Annotated in this window: 10 protein-coding genes and 3 pseudogenes; 6 read left to right on the top strand and 7 right to left on the bottom strand. The window is 50.0% G+C overall.

The window, feature by feature from the left end; all coding sequences use genetic code 11:
* Positions 1-198 precede the first annotated feature (198 nt).
* Positions 199-2,397 carry a catalase/peroxidase HPI gene (gene katG, locus MSSIT_RS04835; RefSeq protein ID WP_048170484.1) on the top strand — a complete coding sequence of 733 codons (2,199 nt, stop codon included), beginning with the start codon at positions 199-201 and terminating at the stop codon, positions 2,395-2,397.
* A 345-nt stretch (positions 2,398-2,742) separates the two neighbouring features.
* A pseudogene (locus tag MSSIT_RS04830) lies at positions 2,743-2,946 on the top strand (IS1634 family transposase); the annotation flags it as partial.
* A 332-nt stretch (positions 2,947-3,278) separates the two neighbouring features.
* Here MSSIT_RS04830 and MSSIT_RS04825 read toward each other — a convergent pair.
* Complete coding sequence (locus MSSIT_RS04825) at positions 3,279-3,998, bottom strand: CDGSH iron-sulfur domain-containing protein (RefSeq protein ID WP_231590423.1); 720 nt, start codon at positions 3,996-3,998, stop codon at positions 3,279-3,281.
* A gap of 720 nt (positions 3,999-4,718) precedes the next feature.
* Between MSSIT_RS04825 and frhA the strand changes: the two genes are divergently transcribed.
* From frhA to frhB, 4 genes are read left to right on the top strand one after another with little or no spacing between them, the layout of a single operon-like run.
* On the top strand, positions 4,719-6,089 hold the full coding sequence (frhA, locus tag MSSIT_RS04815; RefSeq protein ID WP_048170477.1) for a coenzyme F420 hydrogenase subunit alpha: 1,371 nt from the start codon (positions 4,719-4,721) through the stop codon (positions 6,087-6,089).
* Between the two features lie 6 nt (positions 6,090-6,095).
* Positions 6,096-6,575, top strand: a complete 480-nt coding sequence (gene frhD, locus MSSIT_RS04810) for a coenzyme F420-reducing hydrogenase, FrhD protein (protein ID WP_048170475.1) — start codon at positions 6,096-6,098, stop codon at positions 6,573-6,575.
* Positions 6,576-6,605: 30 nt separating this feature from the next.
* Positions 6,606-7,367, top strand: a complete 762-nt coding sequence (gene frhG, locus MSSIT_RS04805) for a coenzyme F420 hydrogenase subunit gamma (protein ID WP_048170474.1) — start codon at positions 6,606-6,608, stop codon at positions 7,365-7,367.
* 10 nt (positions 7,368-7,377) lie between these two features.
* Positions 7,378-8,253, top strand: a complete 876-nt coding sequence (frhB, locus tag MSSIT_RS04800; RefSeq protein WP_048170472.1) for a coenzyme F420 hydrogenase subunit beta — start codon at positions 7,378-7,380, stop codon at positions 8,251-8,253.
* A gap of 226 nt (positions 8,254-8,479) precedes the next feature.
* On the opposite strand, the pseudogene MSSIT_RS04795 reads toward frhB, so the two are convergent.
* The 6 genes and pseudogenes from MSSIT_RS04795 to MSSIT_RS04770 form a co-directional block, all read right to left on the bottom strand.
* Positions 8,480-8,865 (bottom strand): annotated as a pseudogene (locus MSSIT_RS04795) (ISH3 family transposase); the annotation flags it as partial.
* An 86-nt stretch (positions 8,866-8,951) separates the two neighbouring features.
* Positions 8,952-9,239 (bottom strand): annotated as a pseudogene (locus tag MSSIT_RS24535) (helix-turn-helix domain-containing protein); the annotation flags it as partial.
* 111 nt (positions 9,240-9,350) lie between these two features.
* Positions 9,351-10,085, bottom strand: a complete 735-nt coding sequence (locus MSSIT_RS04785; protein WP_156157282.1) for an ABC transporter ATP-binding protein — start codon at positions 10,083-10,085, stop codon at positions 9,351-9,353.
* A 15-nt stretch (positions 10,086-10,100) separates the two neighbouring features.
* Complete coding sequence (locus tag MSSIT_RS04780; RefSeq protein WP_048170467.1) at positions 10,101-11,306, bottom strand: ABC transporter permease; 1,206 nt, start codon at positions 11,304-11,306, stop codon at positions 10,101-10,103.
* Positions 11,307-11,359: 53 nt separating this feature from the next.
* Positions 11,360-12,634, bottom strand: a complete 1,275-nt coding sequence (locus tag MSSIT_RS04775; protein WP_048170465.1) for a COG1361 S-layer family protein — start codon at positions 12,632-12,634, stop codon at positions 11,360-11,362.
* 171 nt (positions 12,635-12,805) lie between these two features.
* Positions 12,806-14,179, bottom strand: coding sequence for an alanine/glycine:cation symporter family protein (locus MSSIT_RS04770; protein ID WP_048170463.1), 1,374 nt, complete (start codon positions 14,177-14,179; stop codon positions 12,806-12,808).
* Positions 14,180-14,290: the final 111 nt, after the last annotated feature.

Genomic DNA, 14,290 nt, shown 5'->3' with positions numbered 1-14,290 from the left:
AAGCTTAGATCGTTCATACCTTAAAAGATTACAAATTGGACATCGCAAAACAGCATGTGAGAATTTCAAGCTCTCGTAACGCGGACCAAAATTAAGCTTTCTAGTAATCGGCACTCTCTTCTTCCAAGAAGAGACAAGATTGAAGAGATTGCTACTGGATATTTGGTCTTGAATTTTTAATCAATGGTGGGTAACGTTATGACTGACGACAGAAAGAATTCTGTAATGGACAGAACAAGCAAACTAGAAACCGGCAGAGGCACATCGAACCGCGATTGGTGGCCGAACCAGTTGAAGATCGAGATCCTGCACCAGCATTCCCCCAAGTCCAACCCGATGGGAGAGGGCTTCAACTACGCGAAAGAGTTCAAGAGCCTTGATCTAGCGGCTGTGAAAAAAGATCTTGCGGAGCTGATGACCGATTCGCAGGACTGGTGGCCGGCGGATTTTGGCCATTATGGCCCTTTACTCATTCGCATGGCGTGGCACAGCGCAGGCACTTATCGCGCCGGTGACGGCCGCGGCGGTGGCGGTAGAGGCCAGCAACGCTTCGCGCCGCTCAACAGTTGGCCGGACAACGTCAACCTGGACAAAGCGCGTCGCTTGCTCTGGCCGATCAAGCAGAAGTATGGCCGGAAAATTTCATGGGCCGACCTTATGATTCTTGCGGGCAACGTCGCCATGGAAACTATGGGATTCAAAACATTTGGTTTCGGAGGCGGTCGCGAGGACGTCTGGGAGCCGGATCAGGACGTCTATTGGGGCTCTGAGGACACGTGGTTGGGGGGTGATGAACGCTACACCGGCGACCGGGACCTCGAAAATCCACTCGCTGCCGTGCAGATGGGACTGATCTATGTCAATCCGGAAGGGCCGAACGGCAACCCGGATCCAATAGAGGCGGCCAAAGATATCCGTGAGGTTTTCGCTCGCATGGCCATGAACGACGAAGAGACCGTTGCGCTCATCGCTGGCGGCCACGCCTTCGGAAAAACCCACGGTGCCGGCCCTGCGTCCCATGTAGGACCTGAGCCAGAAGCGGCCGGTATCGAGGAGCAAGGCCTCGGTTGGAAGAGTAGCTTTGGCACCGGCAAAGGAGGGGACACAATCACCAGCGGGCTGGAGGTCACCTGGACCAACACGCCAACGAGATGGAGTAACAACTTCTTCAGGATCCTGTTCAGCTACGAATGGGAACTGACGAAGAGCCCGGCCGGTGCATATCAGTGGCAACCGAAGGATGGTGCAGGCACCGGCATGATTCCTGATGCCCATGACCCTTCCAAGCGTCATATGCCAACCATGCTGACCACTGATCTTTCCTTGAGATTCGACCCCGCCTACGAAAAGATTTCAAGGCACTTCTACGAGAACCCGGATCAATTAGCAGATGCATTCGCCCGCGCATGGTTTAAGCTAACGCACCGCGATATGGGTCCGCGCACCCGCTATCTTGGCCCGGAAGTTCCTGCCGAAGAGCTCATCTGGCAAGACCCTATCCCCGCAGTCAATCACAAGTTGATCGATGAGAAGGACATTTCCTCCCTCAAGGACAGGATCCTCGCCTCTGGGCTATCAATCTCGCAACTGGTTTCGACCGCCTGGGCGTCGGCGTCCACCTTCCGTGGCTCCGACAAGCGTGGCGGTGCGAATGGTGCACGAATTCGCCTCGCCCCACAGAAGGATTGGGAAGTAAACCAGCCAGCCGAACTGGCGAAAGTGCTGAACACTCTCGAAGGTATCCAGAGCGAGTTTAACAGCGCGGCCTCCGGCGGCAAGAAGGTCTCGCTTGCTGACCTGATAGTTCTGGCTGGTTGTGCAGGCGTCGAGCAGGCTGCGAAGAATGCCGGTCATGATGTGACTGTTCCCTTCTTGCCGGGGCGGATGGATGCCTCGCAGGAGCAGACTGATGTTGCCTCCTTCGCCTTGCTCGAACCGCTCGCGGATGGCTTCCGCAACTACCTCAAGGCCCAATACACCGTATCAGCTGAGGCGTTGCTGGTTGACAAGGCGCAATTGCTGACGTTGACCGCTCCCGAGATGACGGTGCTCGTTGGTGGTATGCGCGTGCTGAATACCAACTTCGGACAGACCCAGCATGGCGTTTTTACCCAGAAGCCGGAAGCTCTAACCAATGACTTCTTCGTGAACCTTCTCGACATAGAAACGGAGTGGAAGGCGGTATCGGACGCAAAGGACATGTTTGAAGGATGCGATCGCAAGACTGGCGAAGTCAAGTGGACCGGCTCGCGTGTTGATCTCATCTTCGGTTCTAACTCCCAGCTCCGGGCCCTAGCCGAGGTTTACGGAAGCGCAGACGCGCAGCAGAAGTTTGTCCAGGACTTCGTGGCGGCCTGGGCCAAGGTAATGAACCTTGATCGCTTCGACCTCGCCTGATCGTAGCATAAACGTCTTCAAGGACTTCTTACAGAGCAGAGAAAAAACGGCCAGCTAACAACCAATTTCAGCGGATGGCTTATCGCCGCCGCTGAACTGGGATGTTCAGATCTTGGCCTAGAGTTTTTAGGATGAGCCGATCCCAAAACCAACTTCATCCATCAATTCATATGAATTTTGTAGATGTTTTCCTGATCGGTAGGTCAATTGATAATTCTAAGTCCGAAACATAAAGACGTAATTTTTAGTTTTGGGATTAGTTCGATATCTAAAAGATACCGAAATAAGCCCACTCCCTTTTTCTGGTTGCGAGAACCTCACAACATGACTCATCTACCTATTCCTGTTCTGGAAGTGATCAAGTCTCTCAAATCAGTTTTAAGACCTGAAAGCGAAGTTTACTACGTCGCTGATAGTTCCTTTTACACAGACAACAAAATTAAGAATATGAGAAAGTCATTCCGGATCAGTCGTGTTCCTGCAACAATTACCGAGGCAAAGGAACTACTAACTGCAAATCTGAACCTGAAAACGCTAAAGAAGGACAAATGAAGTCAGAAATATTGAATATGGAGGAGATTCACTGGAAGATACTGGGTCTAATGGGAGAGAAATATGAAAATATCTATCTATAATTACGTTAACCTGCCGAATCTAGGACATATCCGCCTCTTCCCTCTAGCTCTTCTCCTCCAACTCATCCGAATCATCTCCTTCACCTCTACAGGTTAAGCCCTAACACCTCCGCCAGTATGATGAAACTTTGGCAGCATCTGTAGAGCCAAAAGGAGTTTGAAGATATATCGAAATAAAGAAGACTATCCTCAAATTCTCTATTTTTTATCACGGACGTTAACGATCCTATGAATCAACGAATTTACTCATTCCAGGCCCCATTTTTTCCTGAACTCGAGCTTCTGCTGGCTATTCATCCAGTGGCTGCCGTCACAATAGGGCTTGTTCTCTGACTTCCCACAGCGGCAGAGGGTTACTCTGTTCCGGGATTCGTACATGCTGCCATCTGCAGATTCGATGAGGACACCGCCTCGAACCCAGAGAGGGCCTTCACAACTTTTTTGTCTGTCGTGAACCAGTACAATAGATGGTTCAAATTTTTTTTCAAAGGGTTTGCCTGTTTTCTTGTCCCACAGGACCAGCCGTCCCGACGGGCAGATCATGGCTTCCTCTATGGCGGTTTGTTGGGCTTCCGGGTCGTCTGATTTTTGTATGAGATTCCTTATTCCGCCAGACCGCTGGCAGAAACGGGAATGATCGCAGAGCTCGGGGGCATCGGTGAGTTTTAGATCAGGACCTTCAAAAGTTTCCGCTTTCTCCAGGTAAGGCTTTCTACTGGCTGTTTCACTACCGTCAAAACCGATCTTGCGGTGGGTCCCATCACAGAAGGGCTTTTTTTCTGATGAGCCACAGCGGCACAAAATATAGGATTCCCGCCGGGGGTATTCCTTTATATCAATTAAATCTCTTGTGTGGCCGGCGTCATCGGTGACAATTACCTGTTCTAAAAACGGCACTTTACCTGTAACCCGATACGGTCCGTCTTTTATTATCTTAATCCTCATTTCTTTCTCATTGACTGCCATAATAATAATCCCCCATTACCTCTTATTATGCAGTACTTATTATGCAGTACTTGATGTTTAGTCTGACTATTCGCCTCTTTGATGATTTCTATGTTTTTCCGATTCGTACTGTTAAAGTAGCAGGGTATTTAGAGATACTTGCTGAGAGCGTGCACAAATCTCTGGTTAAGCACCGTTTTTCTGAGTTTATCGGAAATCAAAAAATAAAGCTTCGGGGGTTGGAGTTTCAAGACTCAGGGAAAGAGAAGCGAAGTAAATCCCGAGAACTGATTTTATGTGACTAATTAATTGTGGGATTCAAGCCAAAATCATTGATTTTATTGAGAATGTTTATTCTCATAACCTGGCTAAATTTAAAAGATTATATATAAATGGATTTTTTTGTAAGAATTTCTTTGAAGATGTATTTAAAACAATAAACGGCGATAAACTTCAACTCCAATTCTTGCTCCATGGCCCTGGTATATATTTTAAGAGATCAGGTTTCCCTTCCTCCCAAAAACTCGATAATTTTACGGAGACCGGAAATGGTAGGGAAGGTGTGCACTCCGTCTGGAGTGCATTATTAGCTGAAGAACCTGGTCTGAACCAGGATATCCAGAATGTAATATTATATCACTATAACCGATTATATCATTACAACCGATTATATCACTATAATAGTGACTCTTCGGAAGGGGAAAATACAAGAGCACTGAATCAAAAGCGAGGGGGATACCATTGACGAAAGTTGTAGAGATCTCTCCGACAACTAGACATGAAGGCCACTCCAAGCTCACCCTGAAGGTGAATGATCGGGGTATCGTCGAGCGAGGAGACTGGCTCTCCATCACCCCGGTAAGGGGTATTGAGAAGCTCGCTATAGGTAAGACGATGGAACAGGTTCCGAAGATTGCATCTCGGGTCTGTGGTATCTGTCCCATTCCCCACACCCTGGCAAGCATCGAGGCTATGGAGACCTCGATTGGCTGCGAAATCCCCACGGATGCAAAGCTCCTGCGGGTCATTCTCCATGCCGCGAACCGCCTCCACAGCCATGCCCTGCACAATATCCTGATCCTCCCGGACTTTTACCTACCCGGGAAGGAGACGAAGATCAACCCGTTTTCCAAGGAGCAGCCTTTCAGGAGCGTTGCGGAGAGGATTTTCCGCATCCGTGAGATTGCACAGACCATTATAGCCGTCGCAGGCGGCGAGGCGATCCACCCCTCCAATCCGAGGGTCGGCGGCATGTACCGCAACGTGAGCCCCCGGGCAAAGCAGAAGATGGCAGACCTGGCAAAGGAAGGCCTCGTCCTTGCCCACGAGCAGATGGAGTTCATGCTAGAGGTCATCAGGAACATGCAGAATAGGGGGTTCACCGATGTCGCGGGTAAGGAGATCCCGATTCCCAGGAATCTCGGGTACCACAACCAGGGGGTCATGGCCACAGCTCCTATGTACGGCTCATCCAGTCTGGACGAGAAGCCCATGTGGGACTTTGCCCGGTGGAAAGATACCCAACCATGGGATTGGTACATGGGTGAGGTTATCATCGATCTTGAGGATCCGAGCTACCCGATCGGCGGCACTACGAAGGTCGGCACTAAAGCCAATCCCCGGATGGAGGCCTGCAACACCGTTCCGACATACGACGGCCAGCCGGTTGAGGTCGGTCCGAGAGCAAGACTCGCTACTTTCAAGAACTTCACCGAGAAGGGCACCTTCGCCCAGCACATCGCCAGGCAGCTGGAGTACCCCAACTGCTTCTACACCATCCTCAAGTGCCTTGACAACCTGGATACTTCGGGCAAGGTCCTCGCCGACCACATCCCCCGGGGAGACGGGTCCATGGGCTGGGCTGCAAACGAGGCCCCACGCGGAACCGATGTCCACATCGCGCGGGTGAAGGGCGGGCAGGTTCTGTGGTATGAGATGCTTGTGCCCACAACCTGGAACCTCCCTACCTGTAGCCGCGCTCTGGCGGGAGCGCCCTGGCAGATCGCCGAGATGGTTGTCCGGGCCTATGACCCGTGCGTCGCGTGCGCAACCCACATGATCGTAACGGACGAGGAGAACAGGATAGTCGCCCGGAAGCTCATGCAGTGGTGAAGGAAAATGGCTTCGCTGTACTCTGAGATCGTGGTGGCAGGCTGCGGTAACCCTCTCTATGCGGATGATGGGTTCGGACCCGCAGTCGTGGAGAGTCTCAAGGGACTTGAGCTTCCCGAGAACGTCACGGTCGTTGACGCGGGGCTCGGGGGCCCCCATTTCATCTTTACTCTCCTCAATCCCGAGTCCACGAAGACTCTTATCATCGTGGACATCGCGGACTTCGGAGGGGAACCCGGCGAACTCAGGTGGCTCTTCGTGGACGAGCTCCCCGTCGGGAGCCACCGGGACGCCCACTCCTGGGATCTGACCGAGCCGCTCCAGTACATCAAGGATGATATCCGGGTCCGGGTCCTTGCATGCCAGAAGAAGTACGTTTCTGCCCCTGAGATGATCATCGGGATTACAGATGAGGTACAGAGAGCCATTCCGGACGCTGTATCCGAGATACTGAAGGAAATCGGGATGAATTATGTAATTGCTTAAAAAGTGGAAGCTACAAAGGAGGCGAAACAAGTGGCAAACAAGATCAAGCTCGGGCATGTGCACTTTAGCGGCTGTACCGGCTGCCTCGTGTCCGTGGCCGATATCTACCAGGGACTTCTCAAAATCCTGGACGACTACGCCGACCTCGTCTACGCCCTCACGCTCGTCGACGTCCGACATATCCCGGAGATGGACGTGGCGCTCGTCGAGGGATCGGTCTGCATCCAGGACCATGAATCGGTGGAGGATATCAAGGAGACGCGAAAGAAGTCCAGGATCGTGGTGGCCCTCGGCTCCTGCGCAACCTACGGGAACATCACACGGTTCTGCCGCGGAGGACAGCACAACCAGCCCCAGCATGAGTCCTTCCTCCCTATCGGGGATCTCATTGACGTGGATGTCTACATCCCCGGATGTCCCCCGAGCCCGGAGCTAATAAGGAACGTCACTGTCATGGCGTACCTGCTCCTGGGGGGAAATGAGGAACAGAAGGCCCTTGCGGGCAGGTACTTAAAGCCCCTCATGGCCCTTGCGAAGCGAGGCACAACCGGATGTTTCTGCGACCTGATGAACGACGTGATCAACCAGGGCCTCTGCATAGGCTGCGGCACCTGCGCTGCAGCCTGTCCCGTGCGGGCTATCACCCACGAGTTCGGGAAGCCGCAGGGTGACCTTAACCTCTGCGTCAAGTGCGGCTCCTGCTATGGCGCCTGCCCGAGGTCGTTCTTCAACTTCGACGTGATTCCTGAATTCGAGAGTATCAGCGAACTAATCGCAGACGTGCTTAAGTGAGGTGAGAAAGATGGTTTCGGATCCGTATCTCGGAAAATACACGACCTGCGTCTCGGCACGGAGCACGGACAGGGAGATCCTGAAGAAGGCACAGGACGGCGGCATCGCCACCACCATCATGGTCTATGCCCTTGAAGAAGGGATCATCGACGGGGCCATTGTGGCAGGTGAGGGCGACCTGCCCTGGAAGCCCGGGCCTTTCGTCGCGATGAGCCGCAAGGATATCCTCAAGGCACAGAGGGCTAAGTACAACATCAGCCCCCAGATTTCCTGGCTCAAGGAGGCGACCCGGGCCTTCGGTCTTGACAGTGTCGGGGTCACCGGCGTCTGCTGCCAGATACAGGCGGTCAGGAAGGCTCAGCTCTATCCCATCAATATGCGGGATGTCCCCGGCAAGATCTCCCTCGCAGTAGGGCTCTTCTGCATGGAGAACTTCCTATACGATTCCATACAGGCCATTGTCGAGGACCACACGAACCAGAGCCTCAGCTCCGTAAAGAAGATGAGGATCGGGAAGGGTAAGTTCCAGGTCTATACCGAGCGCGGGAACGTAGCCAGCACGCCGCTCAAACCGATCCATAAATACGGGCAGCCAGGTTGCTACGTCTGCCTCGATTATGTCTCCAACCTCGCTGACATCTCGACCGGCTCGGTCGGGAGCCCCGACGGCTGGTCCACGGTCTTCGTCCGCACCAGGGCGGGAAATGACATCTGGTCCAAAGCAGTCGAAACAGGCCTTTTCGAGACAAAGCCCATCGAGGAGGTCAAACCCGGCCTGGAGCTCGTCATGAAGCTTGCAAAGGTAAAGCTCGACGGGAACCGGAAGACCCTTGAGGAACGCAGGAATTTCGGAGTTAATAAGGCGTTAAGGGACCCTTACGCTTAGAATTTTCTTTTTATTGTCAAAATTATTCGCGTTATCTACGCTGGATACGGGGATAGGAGGGGGGGCATCCCCAGCTTATGATTTTATTTCTGTTATTTGCTCCTCACTATTGCAACTGAGGGTTTCAAGATAAGACTGAATATCAGTAGTTCGCTAAAATCTTTCCTCACTTTACTTTATCCCCTAATCTCAAACCCAACACTGTTGTCCTCACTCTTAACTTTTTTCATAACCATCCCTCCATTAGAAGTATAAATACTTCAAATATGAACCTATCTTCATCTATAATTTGAGGTCCTCTCTTAACAATAGTAAAATGTTTTTTCTGAAGGTATAGCCCTATATTCTTTCGAAGAAAAGATGTGAGTGCATAAAAGTACCATAAAAGTACCTGATACTGGCGTTTTTCGATGATGTCTTTGGTTTAACCAGATTCCTCATCCGGTATGAAGATTCAATAGCAAACCTTCTTCTGTAAACAGTACTGACCTTTCTTGGAGACCATTTGACCCCAAAAACTACAAAACCAAGATTTTCACGTCCCTTTTTTCCTCTTTTGCCTTTCAGATACTTGACGTCAATTACAATGTCCAGGAGAATCTTTTCATTCGATTTGATCAGTTCATCCATGTTTAGTTTATTAAGGCGGTATCGCAGGGATGTTTCACAAGCAATATCCTGATACTGTGTTGAGAACTGCTGCAGGCTAAAGCGATTACTTCTGCAGCATGTTTTTCAGTATATTTTATAAGTTGACCGGATATTGGTTTGTCAAAAAGAGCATTTGGAAGATCTTCCTCAAGGTATCTTTTCCTTATATTCAAAGCAGTATTTCTGGAAACGTCTGAGATTTCCACCATATCTGCAACTCCTTTTTGCTGGTTTGAGAGAAGGAGAATACGAGCTCTAGTTAGTTCTCTCGCACTTTTATGCCCATTTCTTACAAAGTTGTGGAGGAAATTTACCTCATAATCTTCAAGTTTAATTGTAGCATGAACATATAAAGGGAGTCAAAGCTTATAACGATGAGCAAAAATTAAATGGTTAAGACACTAGTTAGCCCGGATAAACATTTTAAGTTCAATAGCAGTTTAAGCTTAAGTTCGCTCTTCCACGACCCCGTCTTTTAACCTGATCACCCTATCAGCGTATGCAGCGTGCCATTCTTCATGCGTGACCATTACTATCGTCTGGTCTTTTTCCGTATTGAACTTCTTGAAAAGGTCGAGTACTTCTCTTGAGGTTTGAGAGTCCAGGTTCGCGCAGGGTTCGTCTGCGAACAGGACTCTTGGGGAATGGGCAAGGGCGCGGGCAATAGAGACTCGCTGCTGCTGGCCGCCGCTCATTTTTGAGGGAAGCTGGTGCAGGCGGTCGCCAAGGCCGACGGCTTTGAGGATTTCTGATGCTGCTGATTCGCATTCTTCTTTTGTTTTACCCTGCATCATAAGGGAAATATATACATTTTCGGAGGCATCAAGTTCCGGCAGGAGGGCATAGTCCTGAAAAACGTATCCCAGGTTATGGAGGCGGAATTTGCCTTTTTCTTTGTCAGACATGAGGGAGGTGTCTGTATTATCTATAACGACTTTCCCGGAGTTGGGGGTATCGAGAAGCCCCAGCTGGTTTAAGAGAGTGGTTTTTCCGGAACCGCTGGGACCCATGATTGCAACGAACTCTCCTCTCCTGATTTTTACATTTACTCCCCGGAGCGCCCTTACCTGTACGTCTCCCATTTTGAAGGTCCGGACTATTTCTATTCCTTCAATAATTATGTCGCCGTTCTTTTCGAGAGCTGTTTCCATTTCAAGTTCAGGCTTCCCTTCATTTTCCATTTTTTTCACCTCCTCTCACTTCCCCCAGATAAGTTCAAGAAGATCTTTCTGGGCCAGTTTATACGCCGGGATTACGGAGCCTATTACGGAAGCAAGGAAAAGCAGGACTGCCCTGTCTATAGCTTCGGCATCGTCAAGTTTCAGACTCATAGCACCCAGGGGGACCTGGAGAGGGTGAGAAACCGTGTAAGGAACAAGTCCGAAACGCATAAAAGCATAGCCGAGTATGATCCCTGTGCCGGCGTAGAGCATTGCCTGAAGCACGAAAGAAGCAACAATCACATTCTGTTCTATCCCTATTGCTTTCTGGACCCCGATCTGCCGTTTCTTATTCACTATATTAACATAAATTACCACGAAGATAATCACAAACGCTATCAAAAGGCCTATTGCGTTCATAATGTTCCTGACAAGGCCCAGGGTGTTTTCAATGAGGCGGAGGATGCCTGCAAACTCATGCCAGGTACGGATATTTTCCTTTATACCGAGGGACATCAGGGCCGTGCGGGTCTCATATTCATCCGTGCCCGGGGTGGTCTTGACAGCTATTTCCTGAGCATAATCCTTGTTTTCCACTCCCAGCATCTCTTCCATGTCAGCGCGGCTGATGTAGGCTCCGGAGTCGGCAAGGAAAAAAAGGGTAGTATAGATCCCTTTGACCCTGAATTCCCTGGTTTTTCCGCTTATGGTAAGTTCTATGGTGTCTCCAACCTCCACACCGCCAAGAGACCTTGATTCCATCAGGGCACCGTAACCTCCAGAAACCTCCCTGCCCAGAATAATCTCGCCTCTGTCGGGCCTGCTGAGAAACTCCCCGCTTATTACGGCCCCCTCAAGTCCGGTTACAAAGGATTCATCCGCAGGGTCAATCCCGTAAACCGTACCTCCGATCTCTTTTTCTTTGTAGCGGAAGGTTCCTGTGGTCTTCAGGCGGGCCGAAGTCCCTACCACCCGGGGGAGACTTTCGATCTTTTTCTGCAGGGCTGATGCATCCTCTATATAATGTTCCTCTTCTTTTGGCTCGATCACCACGTTCCCTGTCTGGTAGTCCACCATCAGCTCATTGAATTTGAGCGTAACTCCTGCCAAAATACTTGAGAAAAGCACAAGCTGAATAAATATCAGGGTCAGCACGAAGACCGTAAAGATTGTAATCCCTTTGTTGCCGCGAGTAATTGAACGGCTGGCAAGAAAAAAGGAGACTTTAGCCTTTTCAAGCATAATAGGGCATCCTTTATGGTTATTTGAAACGTTCCTCTTTTCGTTTCCCCAGCTTAGATTTTGCCTTTCTTTTTCAGGTAAAAGCCTGCGGCTGCAAGTACAATGACTGCTCCCAGGACAATCGGGACAATACTGGTTTTTGTTCTTATCACATTGAACTTCAGGTTTTCACTGAGCTGATGGGCCCCGAAATCGTCCTCGTACTCCACAAACAGGGTTACCTCCTGTTCTCCTGCCTTTTCAGGAATGAAGATAAAGACTGCAGGGGCATCATCGTCTTTTTTTAGTTTTCCAAGAAAAGCATATGTATTGCCGCCTCCATCAAGCCCTTCGAGCCTGGCTTTCACAAAACGGGCTTCTCCATCCCCCACATTTTCAAGCCTCAGGATCATGGAAGCCTGCTGGCCTTTTTCAGGTATCTCAGGGTCGAATTTAAGGCTTGCAATATTTATTTTCGCCCGGTTCAGTACATTCACTCCTATTTCCTGGGACTTGTCGATCTGAAGGGTTTCGGCTTCGTTTGAGGCGGTTATCCGGAGAGGAATCTTGTAAGGCTGCACGCCTGCATTGCTGCCTAAAAGGAGTTTGAAAGACAGGTTTTCGACACTTCCGGCACCCAGGTTTTCAAAGAAACGGACATTATCCTGCAGGGAAATTACCGGAGAAGAGCCGTTCAGGTCGAGGATAACACGGACGTTTTTCGCATCTCCGTTCCCTGCATTTTTGACTGTAGTCCTGAGGTAAAATTCCTCCCCCGGGACAAGGGCTCCGGAAGAGGAATTTTCCGCATTTACCGGAAAGATCCCGGTATCTGTGAGCACAAGATCAGGGTTTCCCTCCACTCGAATAGGAATCCTTTTTGAAAAGCTTGTTCCGCTGTCATCTTTGATAGTAAATTCAAGCTGGTAATCTCCAGATTTTGCTTCGGAGTTGACCCTGAAATGGAAGTCCACCTGGACCTTCGAACGCTGCCTTATCTGTTCGATTTGAAAAGTGCGTTCGGTATTGGTCCCGGAACCGTACACATCCGAGGTGCTGTACTTAAAGATAAAAGGGTCAAGTTCTTCAATCCCTATTATCACATTCTCTGCAGGCTCATCACCGGTATTTTCTATATTGACTGTTATAAGCAGGTCTTCTCCGGGCCTCGCAGGGTTAGGGGTTATTTCCGAGACTTCAACCTGAAGATGAGTATCTCCTGAAACGATAACTGCAGATGCAGGCGAAGTCAGAAGAGTGGCTGTTAGCAGTACCGCCGCTACAAAACTCAATCCTTTATTTCCATTTTTCATAGCCTCCGGGGCTTTTTCTGGAAAGGCAAACTTCATAGGTAACAATCCCTGTCTGGTTTGATGAAAACTTATGATTAACAATCTTTGAGCCTTGCTTATAACCGTTACACTTTGTTTGCAACCTGCATCAGGTTGTATTTTTCATGTTTTTCAAACTTCTTCCCTACAATTTTTCAGCTCTTCTTTTTCTTCAAAGCTTTTATTCCCTTAAAAATCCTTTTTTCCCTTAAAATACCGCCCGGTTTCGGATTCAACAACCTTTCTCAGCGCCAGGAGAGCTATCAGGTTCGGAATCGCCATAAGCCCGTTCACGATATCTGCCAGGACCCAGATGACATCAAGGGTCAGGAAGGCGCCTGAGGCAACGATGAGGATATATAGTACTTTATAGGGAAGGATTCCTTTAACCCCGAAGAGGAACTCCGTGCAGCGCTCCCCGTAATAGTTCCACCCAAGAATGGTTGTAAAGGCAAAGAATATGAGCCCGACCGTTACGATATAACTCCCGGCTTCTGCAAGTACGGTGGAAAAGGCATAGCTTGTCATGTAAGCCCCTGCAAGATCTCCGGTCCAGGAATCCGTCATGATGAGCACTGTTCCTGTCATCAGGCAGACAATAATGGTATCGAAAAAGGTCCCGGTCATGGAGATAAGTCCCTGCTTTGCCGGCTCCTTGACCCTTGCAGCTGCGGCTGCTATGGGGGAGCTTCCAAGCCCTGCTTCGTTTGAAAAAATTCCCCTGGCAATCCCCATCCGAATTGCAAGCATCACCCCGGCCCCAAAGAACCCTCCCTTTGCTGCTGTTTCGGAAAAGGCGGAACTGAGGATCAGAGCGAACGTTTCCGGGAGTTTTTCAAGGTTCAGCCCGATAATCACAAGGCAACCCAGCACATAAGCCACTGCCATAAAAGGCACCATGAACTGGGCAACAACCGCAATCCTCCTGATCCCTCCGAGCGTCACAAAAGCCACAAGCAGGCTCAGCACGGCTGCAGTCAGGACTTCGGGGACATCAAAAGCAATCCTTGCCGAGTCCACGATAGCGTTTACCTGGGGAAAGGTCCCTATCCCGAAAAGGGCCACATTCACCCCGAAAAGGGCAAAGAGCGGGGCAAGGATCTTGCTATACCTTTTGTGCCCCAGTCCGTTTTTTATGTAGTACATGGGCCCTCCGGACATCTGCCCGTTTGCATCAACTGTTCTGTATTTGACTGCCAGGAGGGCTTCGGAATACATGGTTGCCATCCCGAAAAAGGAGGCAAGGAGCATCCAGAAAAGAGCTCCGGGACCTCCGGTTTTGACTGCCGTTGCAACTCCTACAATGTTTCCGGTCCCGATTGTTGCGGAAAGTGCGGTACTGAGGGCAGCAAAACTTGAAACGTCGCCTAAGACTCCGTCTTCATATTTTCTAGAATTCAGAACGTATTTGAGTGCAAGGGGAAGCCTGAAAACCTGGATAAGCCCAAGGCGCAAAGTCAGGAAAATTCCTGTCCCCACAAGTAAAATCAAAAGGGGCGGCCCCCAGACAAACTGGTCTACTCCCGTCAAAACTTCTAGTATGTCCACACCCAGCAGTTCCATTCGAGCCAGCCCCGGAAGTGATACAGAATTAAAGGATAAGGAAAGGTCTGGACTAACTATTTGTTCAAGGTTGGTCTTAAACGTTGACTTCAAAGGCTTCCTTGATTGGAA

The organism is Methanosarcina siciliae T4/M, assembly GCF_000970085.1.
GTDB lineage: Archaea > Halobacteriota > Methanosarcinia > Methanosarcinales > Methanosarcinaceae > Methanosarcina > Methanosarcina siciliae.
This window is presented reverse-complemented; position numbering and strand designations above follow the sequence as displayed.